We start from the raw sequence: 22,250 nt of genomic DNA, 5'->3' as shown, positions 1-22,250 counted from the left end.
CGCTGTTACAAGGCCGATCATGAGCAAGCTGAAAATCGCATTCCAGGGCGAGCCTGGAGCCAATTCCCACATCGCCATCGTCGAGGCCTATTCCGACGCCGAGCCGATGCCCTGCGCCACCTTCGAGGATGCGCTGTCGGCGATCTCGTCGGGCGAGGCCGATCTCGGCATGATCCCGATCGAGAATTCGGTCGCGGGCCGCGTCGCCGATATCCATCACCTGCTGCCGGCCTCCGGCCTCTTCATCATCGGCGAATGGTTTCTGCCGGTCCGCCATCAGCTGATGGCGGTGAAGGGGACCAAGCTCGAGGACATCAAGAGCGTGGAGAGCCACGTGCATGCGCTCGGCCAGTGCCGGCGCATCATCCGCAAGCTCGGCATCAAGCCGATCGTGCACGCCGACACCGCCGGCAGCGCCCGCGACATCTCCGAGCGCAACGACAAGGCCGTCGCCGCGATCGCCTCGCGGCTTGCGGCAAAGATCTACGGCCTCGACATCCTGGCCGAGGACATCGAGGACGAGGCGCACAACACCACGCGCTTCGTGGTGCTGGCGCGCGAGCCGAAATGGGCGGCGCAGGGCTCGGGGCCGCTGGTCACGACTTTTGTATTTCGTGTGCGCAACTTGCCCGCTGCGCTCTACAAGGCGCTCGGCGGCTTCGCCACCAACGGCGTCAACATGACCAAGCTCGAAAGCTACATGGTCGACGGCAATTTCTTCGCCACACAGTTTTATGCCGACGTCGACGGCCACCCTGAAGACAAGGGACTGGCGTTCGCTATCGAGGAGCTGAAATTCTTCTCGCGCGAATTCCGCATCGTCGGCGTGTATCCGGGACACCCCTTCCGCGCGACGTTCAGCGAGACGCAGCAGGATTGATTGCGTGTCCCGCACGCGCGAAGCGCGAGCCGGGACCCAGGGGCCACGATACCCGGAGCGCGATGGGTGGGCCCCGGCTCTGCAGCGCACCGCTTCGCGCTGCGCGGCGTCCGGCGCACGAGAGCTTTACGCGGCCGCTTTCAGTCCGAACGCCTCGGCCAGCAGCGAATACGACTTCTTACGCGCGTCGTGATCGTATACGGCCGTAATCACCATCAACTCGTCCGGTTTGCTCGCATCGATCAACGGCTGCAGTTTCTTCTGCACCGTCGCCGGATTGCCGACGAAGAGGCGCGAACGGTTGCGCGAGATCGAAATGCGCTCGGCGTCCGTATAGGGATAGGCCAGCGCCTCCTCGACACTCGGCAGCGGCAGATATTGCCCGCGGTCGCGGCGCAGGCGGTTGAGATCGAACGAGGAAGCGAGCTTTTCGGCCTCCTCATCCGTGTCGGCCGTGATGACGGCGACGGCGAGGATCGCGCGCGGGCTCGCGCTCCATGCCGAGGGCTGGAAACGGTTGCGGTAATGCACCATCGCATCGATCGCGTCATGGGATGCGAAGTGATGGGCGAAGGCGAAGCCCATGCCGACCTGCGCGGCGAGCTCCGAGGAATAGTCGCTGGAGCCGAGCAGCCAGATCGGCGGTAGCTTGGTGTCGTCGGGCATCGCGACCACGTTGTTGTAGGGGTGCCCTGCGGGAAATTCGCGGGTCTCCCACAGAATCAGTTCGTGCAGCCGCTCCAGGAAGTCGTCGCCCTCGCGGCGGTCGAGCCGGCTGCGCAGTGCGTAGGCGGTCGCGCCGTCGGTGCCGGGGGCGCGGCCGAGACCGAGATCGATGCGGCCGGGAAACAGCGCCTCCAGCATCTTGAAGCGCTCGGCCACCACGAGCGGGGCGTGGTTGGGCAGCATCACCCCGCCGGAGCCGACGCGGATGTGCTTCGTCACCGCCGCGATCTGCCCGATCATCACGTCGGGCGCCGGGCTCGCCACCGAAGCGAGGTTGTGATGCTCGGCGAGCCAGTAGCGGACATAGCCAAGCCCATCGACATGGCGCGCCAGATCGATGCTGTTGCGCAGCGCCGCGGCGGGTCTTGTACTTGTGGTGACGACGGAGAGGTCGAGGACTGAGAGCGGGATCATGGCGCGCTAACGTAGTGAAGGCCGGCGCGGCGGCAATGGGCAGACTGCGCAGGTCTGGCGTGTGCAGGCAGCGAGCCCGCACGCCAAGGCCGGTTGAGGCGATGGGACAAGATTTGTCGCAGCAACACCATCTTCACACTGCCCACACCCCTTATTTGCTCCCGCTCGCCACCAAAACCGTTGCAATTCATTGATTTATATGATATTTTTTCAGATCTACGCACTTCCCACTCACACCCTCATCCGTTCAATATTTCCACCGTTACCGGTGAAAGTGGGCCACTTCCCATCCCCGATGGGCTGTCGAGTGCGACCGCTTTGGCTTATCTTGCCCACATCCAATCGAGACCTGACTGCCGGCCGCCGAAAGCCGGACGAGCCCCTGGAGTGAGTGGTGCCATGACTGATCTGACGACGCCTGCCCGAGCCGAAGGGCAAGACGGGCACCTCCAAAACGGGCACCTCTCCTCGAAGCGGCCTGCGATCTCCTTCGAGTTCTTTCCGCCCAAGACGGAAGAGATGGAGCGCAATCTCTGGGAGACCATCAACCGGCTCGCCCCGCTCGACCCGAAATTCGTCTCCGTGACCTATGGGGCCGGCGGCTCGACCCGCGAGCGCACCCATTCGACCATCACCCGCATCCTCAGGGAGACCGCGCTGCTGCCGGCCGCGCATTTGACCTGCGTCGGCGCCTCGCGCGGGGAGATCGACGAGATCGTCGACCGCTATCACGAGGTCGGCGTCCGCCACATCGTCGGCCTGCGCGGCGATCCCGCCGGCGGCATCGGCACGCCCTATTCCAGCCATCCCGACGGTTACCAGAGCTCAGCCGACCTCGTTGCGGGCATCAAGAAGCGCCACGGCGACATCGAAGTGTCCGTGTCCGCCTATCCCGAGAAGCACCCTGAAGCGCGCGACTTCGACGCCGACATCGACACGCTGAAGGCCAAGGTCGATGCGGGTGCGACGCGCGCGATCACGCAGGTGTTCTTCGATAACGACCTCTACTTCCGCTATCTCGATCGCGTCCGTGCCCGAGGCATCGACATCCCGATCGTGCCCGGCATCATGCCCATGCACAATTTCAAGCAGGCCCGCAATTTCGTCACCCGCGCCGGCACCTCCGTGCCGGATTGGCTGGCGGAGAAATTCGACGGCCTCGACGACGACGCCGAGACCCGCAAGCTGGTGGCCGCGACGGTTGCCGCCGGCCAGGTGCAGAAGCTGGCGAAGCGCGGCGTCGATACCTTCCATTTCTACACCATGAACCGCGCCGATCTCGTGTTCGCGATCAGCCATTTGCTCGGCATCCGCGCCAAGAGCGCGCAGAAGGCGGCGTAAGAAGACAATGACCGTATCCATCTCTCCCAAGCGAACTGCCCTGCTCAATGCCGCGCGCGAGCGTATTCTCGTGCTCGACGGCGCCATGGGCACGATGATCCAGAACCTCCAGTTCGACGAGGCCGCCTTCCGCGGCGAGCGCTTCGAGGATTTCCATCGCGATCTGCGCGGCAACAACGATCTGTTGATCCTGACCCAGCCGCAGGCGATCGAGGACATCCACGCCGCCTATTTGCGCGCCGGCGCCGACATCGTCGCGACCAACACCTTCTCGACGACCTCGATCGCGCAGGCCGATTACGACCTCGCCGACATCGTCTACGAGATGGCGCGCGAAGGCGCCCGCCTCGCCGGCAATGCCGCTCGTCGCGTCGAGGCCGAGGACGGCAAGCCGCGCTTCGTTGCCGGTGCCATCGGCCCGACCAACCGCACCGCCTCGATCTCGCCCGACGTTTCCAATCCCGGCTACCGGGCCGTCACGTTCGACGATCTGCGCAAATCCTATGGCGAGCAGATCAACGGCATGCTCGACGGCGGTGTCGATCTGCTGCTGGTCGAGACCATCTTCGATACGCTGAACGCCAAGGCGGCGCTGTATGCGATCGCCGAAATCACCGAAGAGCGCGGCATCGACGTGCCCGTGATGGTGTCGGGCACCATCACCGACAAATCCGGCCGCCTGCTGTCGGGCCAGATGCCGGAAGCGTTCTGGAATTCGGTGCGGCACGCAAAACCCGTCACCATCGGCTTCAACTGCGCGCTCGGCGCGGAAGATCTGCGCGCCCACATCGCCGACATCGGCCGCGTCGCCGACACCCTGGTGTGTGCCTATCCGAACGCCGGCCTGCCCAACGAATTCGGCCAGTACGACGAGACCCCAGAATACATGGCGCGCCTGGTCGGCGAGTTCGCGCGCGACGGCCTGGTCAACATCGTCGGCGGCTGCTGCGGCACCACGCCGGACCATATCGCGGCGATTGCGGCGGCCGTCGCCCCGCACAAGCCGCGCATCGTGCCGGAAATCGAACCTCGCTTGAGGCTCTCCGGCCTCGAGCCGTTCATCCTGACGGACGCCATCCCGTTCGTGAACGTCGGCGAGCGCACCAACGTCACCGGCTCCGCCCGTTTCCGCAAGCTGATCACCGCCGGCGACTACACCTCCGCGCTGCAGGTCGCCCGCGACCAGGTCGAGAACGGTGCGCAGATCATCGACGTCAACATGGACGAAGGACTTCTGGATTCGGAAGCCGCGATGGTGACCTTCCTCAACCTCGTCGCCGCCGAACCCGACATCGCCCGCGTCCCGGTGATGGTCGATTCCTCGAAATTCTCGGTGATCGAGGCCGGCCTGAAATGCGTGCAGGGCAAGCCGGTCGTCAACTCGATCTCGATGAAGGAAGGCGAGGAAAAGTTCATTCACGAGGCCAAGATCGCCCGGCGCCATGGCGCAGCCGTGGTGGTGATGGCGTTCGACGAGGTCGGCCAGGCCGACACGTTCGCGCGCAAGACCGAGATCTGCAAGCGCGCCTACAACATCCTGGTGGACCGCGTCGGCTTCCCGCCAGAAGACATCATCTTCGATCCGAATATTTTCGCGATCGCGACCGGCATCGAGGAGCACAACAATTACGGCGTCGACTTCATCGAAGCGACGCGCTGGATCCGCCAGAACCTGCCGCACGCGCATATTTCCGGCGGCGTCTCCAATCTGTCGTTCTCGTTCCGCGGCAACGAGCCGGTGCGCGAGGCGATGCACTCGGTGTTCCTGTATCACGCCATCAAGGCGGGCATGGACATGGGCATCGTCAATGCCGGGCAGATGATCGTGTATGACGATATCGATGCCGAGCTGCGCCAGGTATGCGAGGACGTCATCCTCAATCGCGACCCCGGCGCTTCCGAGCGCCTGCTGGCGCTCGCCGAAAAATTCCGCGGCAACAAGACCCAGACCAAGGAAGCCGACCTCGCCTGGCGCGAATGGCCGGTGGCGAAGCGGCTGTCGCATTCGCTGGTGCATGGGATCACCGAGTTCATCGAAGTGGACACCGAGGAGGCCCGCAAGGCATCCAAGCGTCCGCTCGACGTGATCGAGGGCCCCTTGATGGCCGGCATGAACGTGGTCGGCGACCTCTTCGGCGACGGCAAGATGTTCCTGCCGCAGGTGGTGAAGTCCGCGCGCGTGATGAAGCAGGCGGTGGCGTGGCTGATGCCGTTCATGGAGGAAGAGAAGGCGCGCAACCTCGCCAACGGCATCGGCACGGAAGGCTCCTCTTCCGCCGGCAAGATCGTGCTCGCGACGGTCAAGGGCGACGTCCACGACATTGGCAAGAACATCGTCGGCATCGTGCTCCAGTGCAACAATTTCGAGGTCATCGACCTCGGCGTGATGGTGCCGGCCGCAAAAATCGTCGAGACCGTGAAGGCGGAGAAGGCCGACATCGTCGGGCTATCAGGCCTGATCACGCCCTCGCTCGACGAGATGGCGTTCTTCGCCGGCGAATTGCAGCGCGAAGGTTTGAAGCTGCCGCTCTTGATCGGCGGCGCCACCACGAGCCGTGTGCACACGGCCGTCAAGATCGACCCGAGCTATCGCGCCGGTCCCGTCGTGCATGTGAATGACGCCAGCCGCGCCGTCGGCGTTGCCTCCTCACTGCTCTCGCCGGAGAAGCGCGAGGCTTATGCTGCCGAGGTGCGCGCCGAATACGCCAAAATCTCGGACGCGCATCTGCGCGCGCAGGCCGACAAGAAGCGCCTGAAGCTCGCGACCGCGCGCGCCAACCGCGTGCCGGTCGACTTTGCCAAGAACAAGCCGGTGAAGCCGACCTTCTTGGGCATCCGCAGCTTTGACGATTACGATCTCGCCGAGCTCGTGCCCTATATCGACTGGACGCCGTTCTTCCAGACCTGGGAGCTCGCCGGCCGCTTCCCCGCCATCCTCGACGATTCCAAGGTCGGCGAGGTCGCGCGCTCGCTCTATGACGATGCGCGGAAAATGCTCGACCTGATCGTCAGGGAAAAATGGTTCCGGGCGCGCGCGACGGTCGGCTTCTGGCCGGCGAACGCTCAAGGTGACGACATCGTGCTCTATGCCGACGAAAGCCGGACCAAGCAGATCGCGACGCTGCACACGCTGCGCCAGCAGCTCGAGAAGCGCGAGGGCCGGTTCAACGCCGCGCTCGCCGACTTCGTCGCGCCCGCTGGCGTCCCCGATTATGTCGGCGGCTTCGTCGTCACGGCCGGCATCGGCGAGGACGTGGTCGCCGACCGCTTCAAGATGGCCAATGACGACTACTCCTCGATCCTGTGCAAGGCCCTGGCCGATCGTCTCGCTGAAGCTTTCGCCGAACGCATGCATGCCCGCGTGCGCCGCGAGTTCTGGGCCTACGCGCCGGACGAAGCACTCTCCTGCGACGATCTGATCCTCGAGAAGTACCAGGGCATCCGCCCCGCGCCGGGCTATCCCGCGCAGCCCGATCACACCGAGAAGGCGCCGCTGTTCGAGCTGCTCGATGCGGAGGCGACTGCCGGCGTGAAGCTGACCGAGAGCTTTGCGATGTGGCCGGGCTCTTCCGTGTCCGGGCTCTATTTCGCGAACCCCGAGAGCTATTATTTCGGCGTCGGCAAGATCGAGCGTGACCAGGTCGAGGACTATGCCGCGCGCAAGGGCATGACGGTGGCCGAGACCGAGCGCTGGCTCGCGCCGGTGCTGAACTACATCCCGTCGCAGCAGTCCGACAAGGCCTTCGTGGCGACACCCGCGAACGACGAGACGTCGAAGGACCTCGCCTCGCATCCGCCCGGCTGCACCTGCGCGGTGCATCTCGTCTGGCAGAAGAAGCGCGCGGGGGCGGGCTAGGCCCCGCCTTCGCTTCCCAGCCCGCCTTCGCTTCCCAAGACTAAAAAGTGAAAAGCAACCCCATGCACAGTAGAGGTGGGGTTGAAAGGCTTGAAGAATTTCGGTCTTACCGAAACGACTTGCTCCGTCGGGCAAAACACCGGTAATATTCCATCATCGCCTGCCATGCCGATGGTTGCCACACGTGCGGTCCCCATCCTCCCCTGGAGGTCGAGGATCGGTTCGGATGCAGCGAAGCGGAAAGCGGACCGAGGTGGCGTGACGGTCTCTCCGCGTTGAACACTACCCGTGTTGAGAGGTCACCCCACCCCGCTCGCGCTTCGCGCGAACGACCCTCCCCCTCCAGGGAGGGTAGAGACCTCACTCCGGCGGCGCCGGCGGCTGCACGATCTCCCTGGACGGCGCCTGCGCCTCGCAACAACCGGCAGTGCCGCGACGCAAAGAGCGAGCTGCTCCATTCTGACGCACAAACAAGACGGATCGCGATCCGGAATTCGGCTCACCGGCAATTTCGCGCGGGAACCAGGCGGTGTGAACTCGTTCACTTGTCCGCTCAACCTTGATTCGATACTCTGTCGGCCTACTACCTTCAAACCGATGGTTTGCTTGGGATCGAGCATATGAACCAGTTCATTGCACTGTTCGTCGCCGCGATCGCCCTTGTCGTGCTGCCCACGATTGCCGCGGCTGACTGTCCGAAAGGCTACGTGCCATGCGGCGAACGAAACCAGTTGTGCTGCCCGCGAAAGTAGCAAGTCGCAAATGGCTTTGGCTTGGTAGCCTCGTCTTTGTCGCGATCGGCCTGGTGATGGTTGCAGCCTGGGTCGGCTTCCCGCGAAAGAAACAGACGATCACGGCCATCCTCTCCGAGACCGGATATTTCGAGGTGGTCCCGCCGAGCACGTTCGGCGGTCCCGGCACCATCAACACGATCGAATATCTGAGCAATGGCCGGCTGGAGCTGCATCCGACCTGCGATATCGACCCCGCGCTGCTGGCCGACAAGATCCGGAAATCACCGACCGTGGACCGGGACCTGAAGCAGTCGCTCGAGAAGAATCTCGACGTGTCCGCGCAGGTCAGGGACAAGCTGTCGGCGGTCGCCGGAATGCAGCAAGTTGATTCAATTCACCTCAAGCTCGAGAACGCCAACATTCTCCTGATTTCCGACGAGTCGCTGATATCGACCCGCAATGCGTTGCTGAAGGCCGAATGCGAGGACGCGATCGCCCTGAACCTTTCGAGCGGCGGAGTCGTCTGCCAGACGCGGTCCGTGCTGGAAGCCGACGTCGTCTACGAGATCAAATATCACAACACGATTTCGATGGAGGAGCGGGCCAAGCTGACATCCGAGATCGCGGCGAAGCTCGAGCTGGACGCACACCAGGGATCGGACGACAAGGTGTCCGGCTCTCAATTGTTCTTTGGCATAAGACTGTCGCCGAATCCGATCGTCCTGAAGTCCGCGGCGGGTGAGATCAAGCCCTGCAACAGGAGATAGGACGGCGCGCTTTCACCCCTTCGGCGGGGCCAACGGCTGCTCGATCTCCCTGAAAGGCGCCAGCGCCTCGCAGCGTTCGGCGTGTGCCGACAGCGCCGGATGGCGCGACGGCTCGAACAGTTGCGGATGCGCTTCGCGGGTGAAGCGGACGACGCAGGCAACCGCAATGTCGGCGTGGCCGATCCGGTCGCCCAGCCAATACGGCGTCGTCACCCCGGCGCGTTCGGCTTCGAGCACCTTCAGCACGTCGGCGATCTGCGCCTGGCAGCGCTCGACCCACAGCGCAAGCTGCTCCTTCCGCAGCACGCGCTCATAGAGCAGGCTCACCGCCTTGTCGCCGAGACCGGAGGCGAGCGCGCAGATGCGTAAATGCGTTCGTCGCTCGGCGCCGCCGCGCGGCAGCATCGCCTTCTCCGGCCCGACAAACTCGTCGAGATAATCGAGGATGATCGTGCTCTCGATCAGCGCCTCGCCATCATCGAGCACCAGCGTCGGCACGCGCCGCAGTGGGTTGTACGGCGCGATCTTGTCGGCGTCGCCGAAGGTGGACCATGGCCGGTGCTCAAAGGCGAGGCCGTAGAGCCGCAGCGCGATCGCGACACGGCGGACGAAGGGAGAATCGTATTGGCCAATCAGGAACATGGTTCTCGCTCACTAGTCAGTGCCGGGGCTCGAAGCCGGCCATTCACCTTCTTCACAAGGCTATTATCGAACGACACAGCCAGCGAGCGGTGCCCAACGGCAACAGCTACACATTTTCGTCTCGGCACCGCCTCAACTCCAGCTTGCCGAACAAATTGTCGCATGGTTCATTCCGCGGACCCAGAGGGAAGCCAAATGAATCGGCGGGCATTGAGAGCGGCAGCGGTCGGCCTAGCTCTTACGGCGATCGTGCCCGACGTCACGTCAGCAGCCGATCTGCCGATGAAGGCGCCGCCCAAACCTGCCGATTTCAATCCGTTCTGGGCCGAGGCCGACTACCTTGCCTGGAGCGTGACGGGCGACAAGCTGCCGGCGCTGGTGACCACGAGCCCCGTCGGCACGCCGCTGGGAGTTGTCGGCGTGCTCGGCCAGCCCACGACGACCGTGCTGTTCGGCAATTCCAGTGTGAACAAGGACTGGCGTTCGGGCGGGCGCATCACCGCCGGCTACTGGTTCGATCCGCAGCGCAGCCGCGGCATCGAAGCCTCGTTCTTCGGGCTGGAGAATCTCTCGACCGGATTTGCGACCGACACCAATGCCAATCCGATCCTGGCACGGCCCTTCACCAATGCGCTGACGGGATTTCCCGACGCGCTGATCGCGGGATTTCCGGGGCTGGCCACCGGCAGTGCCAGCGCGAGCGAAACCTCGCGCCTGCTCGGCGCCGGCGCGCTCTATCGCTGGGATCTCGGCGCGTGGAGCGGACAGCGCGTCAGCGCGCTGGTTGGCTATCGCTATCTGCGGTCGACCGACACGCTGACGATCTCCAATACCGCGACCATTCTTGCCTTCGGCACCTTCAACCCCACCGACAATTTCAAGGCGTCGAGCAATTTCCACGGCCTCGATCTCGGCCTTACCGGCGACTGGCGCAATGGCCCGTGGTCGCTGGAGTGGCGCGGCAAGGTGGCGCTCGGCGCCAATCTCAACAGCGCCGACATTTCGGGCTCGACCGCCTCGACCGTGGCCGGCGTCACCACGACGGCCCCGGGCGGCTTCCTCGCGCTGTCGAGCAATATAGGCCATTACGACCAGACCCGCTTCGCCGTGGTGCCGGAGCTGTCGTTGAAGGCGGGATATCAGGTTGCGCCCGGCTGGCGGCTGATCGCCGGCTACGACGTGATGTACTGGACCGGCGTACAGCGCGCCGGCGGCCTGATCGACACCACCGTCAATCCGAACCTCGCGCCACCGCCGGCCGGCGGCGGGCCGAACCGGCCCGGACCGGTGCTCAACACGACGAACCTGCTTGCGCAGGGGTTCAGCTTTGGCGTGCGGTATAATTATTGAGGGCGCGTAGCCCGGCATTACTCAATGATCGGCACATGCCTCGCCGCCGTCGGCGATGCCGTTCCATCGAGGCGCGGATCATCGGCCACCTCGATCTGGCGACGGAACGCACGAAATCCGGAGCGCTGATAGAACGCGACGGCGGACGGATGATCAAAGGTGCAGGTATGCACCCAGAGGCGGCGCAGCTCGCGCGACCAGGCAGTCTCCAGCGCGCGGTTCATCAGGAAGCGAGCTGCGCCAGTCCCGATCAATCCGGCGGTGACGCCGAAATAGACCAGCTCGCACTGGCTGGCCTCGCGGAAATCCAGCTCCAGCAGGCCTTCGTCGCGGCCGTCCACGACCAGGGCATGGACCTCGACGCCCGGCGCGTGGATAATTGCGGCAAGCTCTGCGTCATTCAGGCGCGCACGCGAGAACCACAGCCACTCCTCGCCGACGCGGCGATGGAGATCGCGATACCAGTCGAGCGCGGGCGCGTCGACCTTGCGCAAGCACCACGCGCCTGGAGGATCGTCGCGGCGCGCGGGAGGTGCGGTCATCTCCAGATGGGTGACGACCGCGGCGATCTTGCCGGCGGGGATGTCGGAATAACCGTCGGGGATGGTCATGGGGCCTCTCAGAAAGATATGGCGAACAGCTCGCTTGCGGCTCATCCTTCGAGACGCCCGCCTACGGCGGGCCCTCAGGATGAGGCCGCGTCTCGCGGCGGGATATCAGACCCTCATGGTGAGGAGCCCGCCTGAGCGGGCGTCCCGAACCATGCAGGCCGCGCTCTTCCGGCACTCTCCAGCCAACAAGTCGCTCATCGCGGCGTTAAAATGATCGCTTCCGCGGTCGCGGCTTCGACGGCCGGGCGGCTGTAGAGCAGCGGGACATATTGGCCCGTTGCCCAGAGCGGCGCGAGGTCGCGGTAATGGGCGCTGAAGGGATCGCCGGATTGGCCGGGCGTGTTGATGGTGCGGCTCGCATCCCAATTGCCGACATCGAGCACCATGCGGAACGAAGCGCCGGCGAACAGCTGGTAATCGGCGCGGCGGTAGGTGGCCGCGCGCGGCACATTGGCGGCGCCACCATAGGCGAGCGGGCCGACCGAGAGCTGCGCGGCGGTGGCCTTGTCGGCGAGCGGCATCAAGGCATGGTCGAATTTCGCGACATGCAGCCGGCCCCAGCGCCAGGTCGAGGCATCAGCCCCGAGCTTGCCCGTCACGTCGGCCACCGCGGCGCCGAGGCTGTCGCGCAGGATCTGGTCGCGCGCGGCAGCGGGGTCGGCGCCGAACGACGCATCAGGAGATTCCAGATAGGCGACCAGCGCCGAAATGCTCGACGCCTCCGGCGCGATCAGATCGGCGGCCTTGGGAGCCGTGGTCTTCAGCAGCACCGGCCCAAGATGATTGGCGATCCAGACCTCGAACACGGCAGCCGCCGCGCTGTCGGCGGCATCGCGCGCGTCCCACGGCTTGAGCAGCTCGAGGCCCTTCTTCACATTGGGATCGTCGGAGGTGAGCGGCTGCAACAGCTTGACGAGGCGCCGCCCCAGCATCGCGGTGTCGTCGTTCTGCAAATCCATGGCGTCGGCGAGCGTGACCTTGCTGTTGGCCGCGAGCACCTCGGTGATGCGTTGCCAGCGGGCGCTGTCGGACCATTCGAAGCCGACCTTGCGGTCGGCGATCGGGTAATCGGCCGGCAGGTTCATCTGGTTGGCGGTGGCGAGAAAGCCCTGCTTGGGCTGATAGGCTTTCGGCAATTCGTCGAGCGAGAGAAAGCCCTGCCACTCATAGCGGCCGTCGCCGGGCACCGGCATCAGGCCGTCGAAGTTGGCGCGACGCGGCGTCTTGCCAGCGGCGACCCAGCCGATATTGCCGCGGGTGTCGGCATAGACCTGGTTCTCCGACGGCGCGCCCCAGCGCCGCATGGCGGCGAGGAAGCCGTTCCAGTCCTTCGCGGTCATGTAGTCGGACGAGCCGAAATAGGCTGACGTGCCGGGCTCGAACCAGATCGAGCGGACCGCAAAGGCGCGCTTGTTGGCATCGTCGACATGGATCACCGGCCCGTGCCGGGTGAATTTCAGCTCGATATCGCGATCGGCCTCGCCCTTGACCTGCTCGGTCTCGTGCACGATGCGCATGTCTTCCCAGCCATTGCCGTAGCGGTACTGGTTGAGGTTTTGCGGATTGAGCTCGTAGACGTAGAGGTCTTCCTGGTCGACGTTGAAGATGGTGAGGCCGAACGCAATGGTGCCGTTGTGGCCGATCGAGATGCCGGGCAGCGCCGGCTCGCCGGCACCGATCACGGAGAGGCCGGGCGCATTGAGGCCGACGATGTAGCGCAGCGAGGGCACGCTGTGCTCGCGATGCGGATCGTTGGCGAGGATCGGGCGGCCCGTCGCCGTGCGCGATGCCGCGATCACCCAATTGTTGGAGCCGATGGTGTCGCGCTGCTGGTCGGCCTCGGTGAGGTATTTGTCGGGATCGTGCGCGAGTGCGGCCTGCTTGTCCTTCGGTGCCGCGAAGGCCACCGGGCGCGTCGCGAGATCGTAGGCCGCGAGCACGGCCTTCGGCACGCTGCAGGGATCGAGACCATCGGGCACTTTCGTGGTCCATGCCGGCTCGAGCTTGACCCGGAAACGATCGGCATCGAGGCCGGCCGCGCAAGCGACCAGCGAGCGCTTGACCTCGGAGGCGACGTTGCGCGTCAGGCCGTGGCTGCGGATGCGGACAACGTCATCCGCCGTCCACGGATCAGGCATCGTGCCGGCGATCCTGAACTCGATCGGCAGCGGACGCTTGCCCGCGCGCACATCGGCGACATAGGCATTGACGCCTGCGACAAACGCGTCCGCATAGGTCTTCGCCTTGGGACCGTAGGCCGCCCACTCCGCGTTCATGCCGCCGCGATAAAGGAACAGCCGCAGCGCCTTGTCCTGCTCGGCATAGGCCGGGCCGAAATCCTTTGCGAGCAGGCCGAGGCCGCGCTTGCGCCAGAGATCGATCTGCCAGAGCCGGTCGCGCGCGGCGTTGAAACCTTGCAGGAAGAACAGGTCGTGCTCGTTGCCGGCATAGATGTGCGGGATGCCCCAGACGTCGACCAGGATCTGGGCGGGCGCGTCGAGGCCCGCGACATCGGTCTTGAGCTGCCGCGCGCTTCCGAGCGGGTTCGGCTTGTCGCGCGCGATGGCTGTCGAGGTCAGCAGCGCGGCGCAGATCGCTGCGCCGCAGAGTTTTTGGATGACCCGGTTGAGATCCGTGTTCATTGTCTTCTCCCGTTGTTGTTATTTTAGTCCGTAGCCCGGATGGAGCGAAGCGTAATCCGGGAATCTTACTCGTGGAGAAAACCCCGGATTGCGCTTCGCTCCATCCGGGCTACGACATCCGCCTATCCCTCTCCCTCGTCGCTCGCGAGCACGCCCTTCACCGCGCGCGCCCAGCCGGCGAGCTTCCGCTCGCGCGTCGCCTGGCTCATGTTCGGCTTGAAGCGGTGCTCGAGCCGCCAATTGTCGGCAAACTTCGTCGGCTCGGGATAGACACCGGCCTGGAGGCCGGCGAGATAGGCCGCGCCCAGCGCCGTCGTCTCCTGGATCACAGGACGGTCGACCGGCGCGTCCAAGAGATCGGCGAGGCGCTGCATGGTCCAGTCGGAGGCGGTCATTCCGCCGTCGACGCGCAGCACGACGCTCGCGACTTCCGAGCTCGGCCAGTCCGCGCGCATCGCGGCCCAGAGGTCGAAAGTCTGGTAACACACGCTCTCCAGCGCGGCGTGCGCGAGCTCGGCCGGGCCGGTGTTGCGGGTGAGGCCGAACAGCGCGCCGCGCACGCGCGGATTCCAGTAGGGCGCGCCCATGCCGACGAAGGCCGGGACCAGATAGACGCTCTGCATGGAATCGGACTGGTCAGCGAGCGGTCCAGTCTCGGCGGCGTGCTTGATGATGCCGAGGCCATCGCGCAGCCACTGCACCGCCGAGCCTGCGACGAAGATCGAGCCTTCGAGCGCGTAGGTGCGCTTGCCGTCGAGCTGATAGGCGACGGTGGTGAGCAGCTTGTTCTTGGAGACCACCGGCGTGGTGCCGGTATTGAGCAGGGCAAAACAGCCGGTGCCGTAGGTCGACTTCATCATGCCCGGGCGGAAGCAGGCTTGTCCAATGGTCGCGGCCTGCTGGTCGCCGGCAATGCCTGAGATCGCGATCGCGCCGCCGAACAGGTCCGGCGTGCTGTCGCCGAAGCGGGCGGAGGAATCCTTCACCTCGGGCAGCATCGAGCGCGGCACGCCGATGATCTCCAGCAGCTCGTCATCCCACTGGCCGGTGTGGATGTTGAACAGCAGCGTGCGCGAGGCGTTGGTGGCATCAGTGGCGTGCACCTTGCCGCCGGTGAGGCGCCAGAGCAGATAGCAGTCGACGGTGCCGAACATCAGCTCGCCACGCGCGGCGCGCGCCCGTGCGCCGGGGACGTGGTCGAGGATCCAGGCGACCTTGGTGCCGGAGAAATAGGGATCGATGATCAGGCCGGTCTTTTGCGAGATTACCGGCTCGCGGCCTTCTGCTTTCAATTTTGCGCAGATGTCGGCGGTGCGGCGGTCCTGCCAGACGATGGCGCGGTGCACGGCCTGGCCGGTGGCGCGGTCCCACACCACGGTGGTCTCGCGCTGGTTGGTGATGCCGATCGCGGCGATGTCCTTAGGCCCGATGCCGGCCTGCTCGATCGCGTCGCGGCAGACCATGACGGTCGAGGTCCAGATGTCCTCCGGTTCGTGCTCGACCCAGCCCGAGGCCGGAAAATGCTGCGGAAACTCCTGCTGCGCGCGGGCGGCAATCGAGATGTCACTGCGAAAAACGATGGCGCGCGACGATGTGGTGCCCTGGTCGATGGCGAGGACGAAAGACATGGAAGCTTACCCTGGCGTTTCCCTGAGAGGGGGTCATTGTGTCGCGCCAAAGGGAGCGGATTAGGGCGGCAAGGTCAAGATTGGATCAACGCGCGCGGCTCCCCTTCCTTCTCCCCTTGCGGGAGAAGGTGGCGCGAAGCGCCGGATGAGGGGTATGCTTCAGCGAATTCAGCGGTAAGAGGGTTGCACATGGAGAGAAACCCCTCACCCGTCTCGCCGCTACGCGGCGAGCCACCCTCTCCCGCAAGGGGAGAGGGGAAGAAGGCTACACCGCAGCCGTCGTCACGCCGCCGTCGATGACGATGGTCTGGCCGGTCATGAAGCTGGACGCGTCGGAGGCGAGGTAGGCGACGGCGCCGGCGATTTCGTCGGGTTCGCCGATGCGGCGGAGCGGCGTGGTGGCGGTGCGGCGCTTGAGGTTGGCTTCGTCTTCCCACAGCGCGCGGGCGAAATCGGTCTTGACGAGGCCGGGCGCGATGCAGTTGACGCGGACGCCTTTCGGGCCCCATTCGCCGGCGAGCGAGCGGCACAGCGCGAAGTCGGCGGCCTTGGAGATGCCGTAGGCGCCGATCACGGTCGAGCCGCGCAGGCCCCCGATCGAGGAGATGATGACGACGGAGCCGTTGCCGCGCTCCGCCATTTGCGGGATCGCCAGCGCGGAGAGCCAGATGTTGCTCTTGACGTTGCTGCCCATGATCTTGTCGAAGGCCTCGTCGGTGATGTCGAGCAGCGGGCCGTAATACGGATTCACCGCGGCGTTGCAGACCAGGATGTCGATCTTGCCGTAGTGCGTGATCGTGCCCGAAATCAGCGCCTCGACCTCGGCCTTGCGCGCGATGTTGCAGGGAATGACGATGGCATCACCACCAGCCGCGATGATGCCGTCGGCGACTTCCTTGCAGGCTTCCGCTTTCCGCGATGACACCACGACCTTGGCGCCGAGCTTTGCGAGCAGCTCCGCCGAGGAGCGGCCGATGCCGCGGCTGGAGCCGGTGACGATTGCGACCTTGCCGGTGAGATCGAACGGGGTGTTTTTCATTGTTGTTGGGCTCCGCTACGTCCGCTTGCTCAGTCGTCATCGCCCGCGAAGGCGGGCGATCCAGTATTCCAGAGACGGCGCGGCTGGAATCGAGAGGCCGCGGCGTACTGGATCCCCCGCCTTCGCGGGGGATGACAGTCGTCGTGTGGCTAGATCAACCCGCTCCCATCCGCGACGCGGCGCTGGTGGTAGTCGGTATCACCAAAGCTGTTCTCGATCATGGTGAGGCGCTTGAAGTAGTGGCCGATCTTCGCCTCCATGGTCATGCCGATGCCGCCGTGGAGCTGGATCGCCTGCTGTCCCACGAACTTCAGCGACTTGCCGATCTGCACCTTGGCGGCGGCGATGGCGTTGGAACGCTCCTTGGCGTCCTCGAAATCGCCGGCCATGGTCGCGAACATCGACATCGATCGCGCCTGTTCGGCGGCGACGAACATGTCGGAGGCGCGGTGCTGCAACGACTGGAACGAGCCGATCGCGACGCCGAATTGCTTGCGCGTCTTGATGTACTCGACCGTGGTCTTGAGCGACTCGTCCATCAGGCCGACCGCTTCGGCGCAGAGCGCGATGCGGGCTTCGTCGACGACACGCTCGATCAGGGCGAGCGAGTCGTCGGGATTGCCGAGCGCCGCATCCGCGCCGACCTCGACACCGGTGAAGGTGATGTCGGCGGCGTGCAGGCCGTCCTGCGTCGGGTACGACTTCTTCGTCACGCCCTTGGCGCCCGCCGGCACCAGGAACACGCCGATGCCGGACTTGTCGCGGCGGTCGCCCTTGGTGCGGGCCGTGACGATCAGGGTCTCGGCGTTCTCGCCGTTGAGCACGACGAACTTCTCGCCGTCGATGACCCAGCCGTCACCCTTCTTCTTCGCCGTCGTCGAGACGTCGAAGAGATCGTAGCGCGAGTTCTTCTCGAGCTGGGCGAACGCCAGCGTCTTGCTGCCTTCGATGATCCCGGGCACATGCGCGGCCTTCTGCGCATCGCTGCCGGCGTGGCGCAGGAAGCCGCCGCCGATCACGACCGTTGCCAGATACGGCTCGAGCACCAGCGCCTTGCCGAGCGCTTCCATCACGATCATGGTCTCGACACCGCCGCCGCCGAAGCCGCCATCGGCCTCCGTGAACGGCAGACCGAGCAGGCCCTGCTCGGCGAGCTTGCCCCAGACGGCCTGGCTCCAGCCGCCCTTCTCCTTCATGTACTTCTTGCGGCTCTCGAAATCGTAGGAATCGGTCAGCAGGCCGTCGATGCTTTCCTTGAGAAGCCGTTGCTCCTCGTTCAGATCAAAATCCATTTCTTTGGTTCCTCGTACCCGAAATTATCTGGCTTCGTCATCCCGGGGGGCGCATCGCGCGAGCCCGGGATCCATACTCCCGATCGTGGCTATGGATTCCGGGCTCGCGCTGCGCGCGCCCCGGAATGACGCCTAGAGCCCCAGCACCGCCTTGGCGATGATGTTGCGCTGGATCTCGTTGGAGCCGCCGTAGATCGAGACCTTGCGGTTGTTGAAGTAGCTCGGCGCGATCTGGGCGGTCCACTCCATGGCTTCGTTCGAGCCGTCGTCGCCGTGCACGTCGTAGGGTGCTGCGAACGGACCGATCACTTCCATCAAGAGCTCAGTGGTGGTCTGCTGGATCTCGGAGCCCTTGATCTTCAGCACCGAGGACGCCGGATTGGGCTTGCCCTTGCCGTGCTTGCCCTCGTCGGCGACGACGCGGAGCTGCGTCAGCTCGAGCGCCTTCAGCTCGATCTCGCAGGCCGCGAGCTTCTCGCGGAACGCGGCGTCCTGGATGATCGGCTTGCCGCCGGATTCGACCTTGCCGGCCAAATCGCGGATGCGTCGCAGCCGCTCCTTGGAGACGCCGACCCGGGCAATGCCGGTACGCTCATTGCCGAGCAGGAATTTGGCGTAATCCCAGCCCTTGTTCTCCTCGCCGATCAGGTTCTCGATGGGCACCTCGACGTCGTCGAAGAACACCTCGTTGACCTCGACGCCGCCGTCGATGGTCTGGATCGGACGCACGGTGACGCCCTTCGACTTCATGCTGAAGACGATGAAGGAGATGCCCATCTGCTTCTTGGCGGAGGGGTCGGTGCGGCAGAGGCAGAAGATCATGTCGGCGTGCTGGGCGAGCGTGGTCCAGGTCTTCTGGCCGTTGATGATCCACTTGTCGCCCTTGCGCTCGGCCTTGGTCTTGAGCGAGGCGAGGTCGGAGCCGGAGCCGGGCTCGGAGAAGCCCTGGCACCACCAGTCGTCGACATTGGCGATGCGCGGCAGATACTGCTTCTTCTGCTCTTCGTTGCCGAAGGTGTAGATGACAGGGCCCACCATGCTGACGCCGAAGGCGAGCGGCTGCGGCGCCGGATAGGACTGCAGCTCCTCGTTGAAGATGTAGTGCTGCACGGAGGTCCACCCGGTGCCGCCATACTGCTTCGGCCAGTGGCTGACGCCCCAGCCCTTCTTGTTGAGGATGCGCCACCACGTCACCATCTCGTCCTTCGAGAGGTGACGGCCCTCGACCAGCTTGCGCCGCGTATCCGGCGGCACGTTGTCGCGGAAGAATGAACGCACTTCCTCGCGAAACGCCTGCTCTTCCTTCGTGAATGCGAGATCCATCGGATCCTCCTGTGAGCTTCTTTGTTTCGTCGCCGTCAGGACGACGGTGAAATTACTGCAACACCTCGAACAGCCCGGCCGCACCCATGCCGCCGCCGACGCACATGGTGACGACCGCATACTTCGCCTTGCGGCGGCGGCCTTCGATCAAGGCGTGGCCGGTGAGGCGCGCGCCCGACATGCCGTAGGGATGGCCGACCGCAATCGCGCCGCCATCGACGTTGATCTTCTCGGGGTCGATGCCGAGCTTGTCGCGGCAATACAGCACCTGCACCGCGAAGGCTTCGTTCAGCTCCCAGAGGCCGATGTCGTCGACGGTGAGGCCGTGGCGCTTGAGCAGGCGCGGCACGGCGAAGACCGGGCCGATGCCCATCTCGTCCGGCTCGCAGCCGGCGGAGACGAAGCCGCGGAAGATGCCGAGCGGCTTGAGGCCGCGCTTAGAGGCTTCCTTGTCGCTCATGATGACGGAGGCGCTGGCGCCGTCGGAGAGCTGGCTGGCATTGCCGGCGGTGATCGAAAAGCCTTCGCCGCGCACCGGCTTGAGGCCGGCAAGGCCTTCAGCCGTGGTCTCGGGGCGCGGGCCTTCGTCCTGCGACAGCGTCACTTCCTTCATCGACACGGCGCCGGTCGCCTTGTCGGTGACCGCCATCTGCGTCGTGATCGGCGCGAGCTCGTCCTTGAACTTGCCGCCCTGCTGGGCAGCGGCGGTGCGGCGCTGGCTCTCCAGCGAATACTCATCCTGCTTCTCGCGCGAGATGCCGTAGCGCTTGGCGACGACTTCGGCGGTGTCGATCATGGGCATGTAGACCTCGCCCTTGATCTTTAGCAGCGCCGGGTCCTGGGCGTGGAAGCCGTTCATCTTGTCGTTCTGCACGAGGCTGATCGATTCGCCGCCGCCGCCGACCGCGATCTCGACGCCGTCGAAGATCACCGAGCGCGCGGCGAGCGCGATCGCCTGCAGGCCCGAGGCGCATTGCCGGTCGATGGTGGTGCCGGCGACGGTCACGGGGAGACCTGCGCGGAGCAGCGCCTTGCGCGCGATGTTGCCGCCGGTCGCGCCCTGCTGCAGCGCCGCGCCCATCACGACGTCCTCGACCTCCTTCGGATCGACCTTGGCGCGGGCGACGGCCTCGCCAATGGCGTGGCCGAGCAGCGTTGCGCCCTCGGTGGCGTTGAGCATGCCGCGATAGGCCTTGCCGATCGGGGTGCGGGCGGTGGAAACGATGACGGCGTCGGTCAAGAGCGACCTCCTGGTTGCTTGGATTGTGCTGGTTTCTGCTGCTGGCGCAATTCGTGGCGCGACAATTTTCCGACCGGCGTGCGCGGCAGATCGTCGACGAACTCGACCGCTGCCGGCAGCTCGTGCTTGCCGACCTTGCCGGCGAGCTGCGCGCGCAGCTCGTCGAGCGAGAACGGCTTGGCGTCCGGCTTGAGCTTGATGAAAGCCTTGGCGGCCTCGCCGCGATACTGGTCGGGAATGCCGAGCACGATCACCTCGTGCACGCCTGGAATGGTGTAGATCGCCTGCTCGATCATCTGCGGATAGACGTTGAAGCCGCCGGAGATGATCATGTCCTTCTTGCGGTCGACCAGGAAGAAATAACCGTCGCTGTCGACATAGCCGATGTCGCCGGTGAGGAAGCGGCCGTCCGAAAAGGACTCCGCGGACTCCTTCGACTTGTTCCAGTAGCCCTTGGTGACGTTCGGGCCCTTGATGCGGATCTCGCCGACTTCGCCCGGCGGCAGAACCTTTGTGGGGTTCTCCAGCGAGACCACGTCCATCTCGATCCCGGGCAGCATCAGGCCGATCGACCCCGGCTTGTCCGGTCCCGTCGGCGGGTGGCCGGTGCCGGGCGAGCAGGTCTCGGTCATGCCCCAGCCGCTGCGCAGCTTCTTGCCGACCTTGCGCTCGAAGAAGTTCGCGATCTCCACCGGCAGCGGCGCGCCGCCGGAGCCGATGACGGCGAGCGAGGAGAAGTCGCGCTTGTCGAGATCAGGCAGTGCCGCGATCGCGATCCACATCGTCGGCACGCCCGGGAAGTACGTCGCGCGCTTGATTTCGATGTCGCGCATCACCGCCTCCACATCGAAGCGCTGGTGGAGCGAGATCAGATTGCCGCGGCTGAGCGAGGACAGCAGCACGACGGTGAGCGCATAGATGTGGAACAGCGGCAGCACGCAGATCACGCGCTCGACGACGTCGCCGCGCGCCGCACGCGACGGCTTGCCCCAGACATCGTAGATCGACACCGCGGAGGTGAGATTGCCGTGGGTGAGCATCGCGCCCTTGGGCAGGCCGGTGGTGCCGCCGGTATATTGCAGCAGCGCGACGTCATCGGCGGTCACGGACGGCCACTCTGCCGGCGCTGTCGCGCCCTCGACGAAGCTCTTGAAGGTGACGATGCGGGGATCGTCGGGGATCGGCGCCTGCGGCGTGCCCACCTTGCCCCAATCGTTGTCCTCGCAGACGACCAGGCGATCGATCAGGCCCTTCTCCAGGAACTTCAGCGCGGTCGGCAGCAGCGCCGCGAGGTTGGAGGTGACGAGCAGGCGCGAGCCGGAATCCGAGACCTTGTGCGTCAGCGCGATCTCGCCGTCGAGCGGGGAGAGATGCGCGACGCGGGCGCCGGCCTTCAGCGCGCCGAAGAAATTGACGGGGTGATCGGGCGTGTTGCCGAGGAACAGGGCCACGGAACTGGTCTTGCCGCAGCCGGCGCGCAGGAACGCCGCTGCCGCGCGCTCGGCCATGGCGGCGAGCTCGGTATAGCTGATCGGACGATCGCGGAATTCCAGCGCGGTGCGCGCGCCGTAATCGGCGGCGGCTTGCGACAAGAGGTCAGGCAGCGAGCCCTGGACGATGGTGTCGTCCCAATGCACGCCCTCGGGATAAAACTGTTCGCCGGGATGGGTCATTATTCTTGATTGGTTGAGCGAGCAACTAACAGAGACCGTCATTCCGGGGCGCGACAAAGTCGCGAGCCCGGAATCCATAACCACCAGCTGGG

Annotated in this window: 15 protein-coding genes; 5 read left to right on the top strand and 10 right to left on the bottom strand. The window is 65.2% G+C overall.

Annotated features, from left to right (window positions below; all coding sequences use genetic code 11):
- Positions 1 to 19: 19 nt before the first annotated feature.
- Complete coding sequence (locus ABIA90_RS11275) at positions 20 to 880, top strand: prephenate dehydratase (protein WP_354119962.1); 861 nt, start codon at positions 20 to 22, stop codon at positions 878 to 880.
- A 126-nt stretch (positions 881 to 1,006) separates the two neighbouring features.
- On the opposite strand, the gene ABIA90_RS11270 is transcribed toward ABIA90_RS11275, so the two are convergent.
- Complete coding sequence (locus tag ABIA90_RS11270) at positions 1,007 to 2,020, bottom strand: LLM class flavin-dependent oxidoreductase (RefSeq protein ID WP_354119961.1); 1,014 nt, start codon at positions 2,018 to 2,020, stop codon at positions 1,007 to 1,009.
- Between the two features lie 399 nt (positions 2,021 to 2,419).
- Here ABIA90_RS11270 and metF point away from each other — a divergent pair, with 399 nt between their 5' ends.
- The 3 genes from metF to ABIA90_RS11255 all read left to right on the top strand — a co-directional run bounded on the left by metF (position 2,420) and on the right by ABIA90_RS11255 (position 8,718).
- Complete coding sequence (metF, locus tag ABIA90_RS11265; protein WP_166078438.1) at positions 2,420 to 3,361, top strand: methylenetetrahydrofolate reductase [NAD(P)H]; 942 nt, start codon at positions 2,420 to 2,422, stop codon at positions 3,359 to 3,361.
- A 7-nt stretch (positions 3,362 to 3,368) separates the two neighbouring features.
- Positions 3,369 to 7,217 (top strand): methionine synthase, encoded by a 3,849-nt coding sequence (gene metH, locus ABIA90_RS11260; RefSeq protein ID WP_354119960.1) that lies wholly within the window; start codon positions 3,369 to 3,371, stop codon positions 7,215 to 7,217.
- A gap of 712 nt (positions 7,218 to 7,929) precedes the next feature.
- Entirely contained in the window at positions 7,930 to 8,718 is a 789-nt protein-coding gene (locus ABIA90_RS11255) for a hypothetical protein (RefSeq protein ID WP_071916715.1), read from the top strand.
- Between the two features lie 12 nt (positions 8,719 to 8,730).
- Here ABIA90_RS11255 and ABIA90_RS11250 read toward each other — a convergent pair whose 3' ends face one another.
- Positions 8,731 to 9,360 carry a glutathione S-transferase family protein gene (locus ABIA90_RS11250; protein ID WP_354118858.1) on the bottom strand — a complete coding sequence of 210 codons (630 nt, stop codon included), beginning with the start codon at positions 9,358 to 9,360 and terminating at the stop codon, positions 8,731 to 8,733.
- A 195-nt stretch (positions 9,361 to 9,555) separates the two neighbouring features.
- On the opposite strand from ABIA90_RS11250, the gene ABIA90_RS11245 reads away from it, so the two are divergent.
- The gene (locus tag ABIA90_RS11245) at positions 9,556 to 10,710 is read left to right on the top strand and encodes a BBP7 family outer membrane beta-barrel protein (RefSeq protein WP_354118857.1); all 1,155 of its coding nucleotides are present in this window, start codon (positions 9,556 to 9,558) and stop codon (positions 10,708 to 10,710) included.
- A gap of 17 nt (positions 10,711 to 10,727) precedes the next feature.
- Here ABIA90_RS11245 and ABIA90_RS11240 read toward each other — a convergent pair whose 3' ends face one another.
- The 8 genes from ABIA90_RS11240 to pimA form a co-directional block, all read right to left on the bottom strand.
- Complete coding sequence (locus tag ABIA90_RS11240; RefSeq protein ID WP_354118856.1) at positions 10,728 to 11,321, bottom strand: GNAT family N-acetyltransferase; 594 nt, start codon at positions 11,319 to 11,321, stop codon at positions 10,728 to 10,730.
- A 194-nt stretch (positions 11,322 to 11,515) separates the two neighbouring features.
- The gene (locus ABIA90_RS11235; protein WP_354118855.1) at positions 11,516 to 13,963 is read right to left on the bottom strand and encodes a penicillin acylase family protein; all 2,448 of its coding nucleotides are present in this window, start codon (positions 13,961 to 13,963) and stop codon (positions 11,516 to 11,518) included.
- A gap of 122 nt (positions 13,964 to 14,085) precedes the next feature.
- Entirely contained in the window at positions 14,086 to 15,591 is a 1,506-nt protein-coding gene (glpK, locus tag ABIA90_RS11230; protein WP_354118854.1) for a glycerol kinase GlpK, read from the bottom strand.
- 265 nt (positions 15,592 to 15,856) lie between these two features.
- A complete protein-coding gene (locus ABIA90_RS11225; RefSeq protein WP_354118853.1) occupies positions 15,857 to 16,630 on the bottom strand; it encodes an SDR family NAD(P)-dependent oxidoreductase in 774 nt (257 codons plus the stop codon).
- Positions 16,631 to 16,779: 149 nt separating this feature from the next.
- A complete protein-coding gene (gene pimD, locus ABIA90_RS11220; protein WP_354118852.1) occupies positions 16,780 to 17,922 on the bottom strand; it encodes a pimeloyl-CoA dehydrogenase small subunit in 1,143 nt (380 codons plus the stop codon).
- 132 nt (positions 17,923 to 18,054) lie between these two features.
- Positions 18,055 to 19,245, bottom strand: a complete 1,191-nt coding sequence (pimC, locus tag ABIA90_RS11215) for a pimeloyl-CoA dehydrogenase large subunit (RefSeq protein WP_014498260.1) — start codon at positions 19,243 to 19,245, stop codon at positions 18,055 to 18,057.
- Between the two features lie 52 nt (positions 19,246 to 19,297).
- A complete protein-coding gene (locus ABIA90_RS11210) occupies positions 19,298 to 20,485 on the bottom strand; it encodes an acetyl-CoA C-acyltransferase (protein WP_354118851.1) in 1,188 nt (395 codons plus the stop codon).
- On the bottom strand, positions 20,482 to 22,158 hold the full coding sequence (gene pimA / locus ABIA90_RS11205; RefSeq protein ID WP_354118850.1) for a dicarboxylate--CoA ligase PimA: 1,677 nt from the start codon (positions 22,156 to 22,158) through the stop codon (positions 20,482 to 20,484). Before pimA ends, ABIA90_RS11210 begins: the two co-directional genes overlap by 4 nt.
- Positions 22,159 to 22,250: the final 92 nt, after the last annotated feature.

Origin of the sequence: Bradyrhizobium sp. LA6.8, from assembly GCF_040547935.1 — a bacterium.
In the GTDB taxonomy this organism is placed as follows: Bacteria; Pseudomonadota; Alphaproteobacteria; order Rhizobiales; family Xanthobacteraceae; genus Bradyrhizobium; species Bradyrhizobium barranii.
Note: the sequence above shows the minus strand (reverse complement) of the source record. Positions and strands in the feature narration are given on the sequence as shown.

What these genes read in the sequence shown, in the direction of transcription:
- metF (WP_166078438.1), top strand. Translation starts at nt 2,420, where the DNA reads ATGACTGATCTGACGACGCCTGCCCGAGCCGAAGGGCAAGACGGGCAC.
- pimC (WP_014498260.1), bottom strand. Translation starts at nt 19,245, where the DNA reads ATGGATCTCGCATTCACGAAGGAAGAGCAGGCGTTTCGCGAGGAAGTG.
- ABIA90_RS11255 (WP_071916715.1), top strand. Translation starts at nt 7,930, where the DNA reads ATGCGGCGAACGAAACCAGTTGTGCTGCCCGCGAAAGTAGCAAGTCGC.
- ABIA90_RS11250 (WP_354118858.1), bottom strand. Translation starts at nt 9,360, where the DNA reads ATGTTCCTGATTGGCCAATACGATTCTCCCTTCGTCCGCCGTGTCGCG.
- ABIA90_RS11235 (WP_354118855.1), bottom strand. Translation starts at nt 13,963, where the DNA reads ATGAACACGGATCTCAACCGGGTCATCCAAAAACTCTGCGGCGCAGCG.
- ABIA90_RS11240 (WP_354118856.1), bottom strand. Translation starts at nt 11,321, where the DNA reads ATGACCATCCCCGACGGTTATTCCGACATCCCCGCCGGCAAGATCGCC.
- glpK (WP_354118854.1), bottom strand. Translation starts at nt 15,591, where the DNA reads ATGTCTTTCGTCCTCGCCATCGACCAGGGCACCACATCGTCGCGCGCC.
- ABIA90_RS11275 (WP_354119962.1), top strand. Translation starts at nt 20, where the DNA reads ATGAGCAAGCTGAAAATCGCATTCCAGGGCGAGCCTGGAGCCAATTCC.
- metH (WP_354119960.1), top strand. Translation starts at nt 3,369, where the DNA reads ATGACCGTATCCATCTCTCCCAAGCGAACTGCCCTGCTCAATGCCGCG.
- ABIA90_RS11270 (WP_354119961.1), bottom strand. Translation starts at nt 2,020, where the DNA reads ATGATCCCGCTCTCAGTCCTCGACCTCTCCGTCGTCACCACAAGTACA.
- pimA (WP_354118850.1), bottom strand. Translation starts at nt 22,158, where the DNA reads ATGACCCATCCCGGCGAACAGTTTTATCCCGAGGGCGTGCATTGGGAC.
- pimD (WP_354118852.1), bottom strand. Translation starts at nt 17,922, where the DNA reads ATGGATTTTGATCTGAACGAGGAGCAACGGCTTCTCAAGGAAAGCATC.
- ABIA90_RS11245 (WP_354118857.1), top strand. Translation starts at nt 9,556, where the DNA reads ATGAATCGGCGGGCATTGAGAGCGGCAGCGGTCGGCCTAGCTCTTACG.
- ABIA90_RS11225 (WP_354118853.1), bottom strand. Translation starts at nt 16,630, where the DNA reads ATGAAAAACACCCCGTTCGATCTCACCGGCAAGGTCGCAATCGTCACC.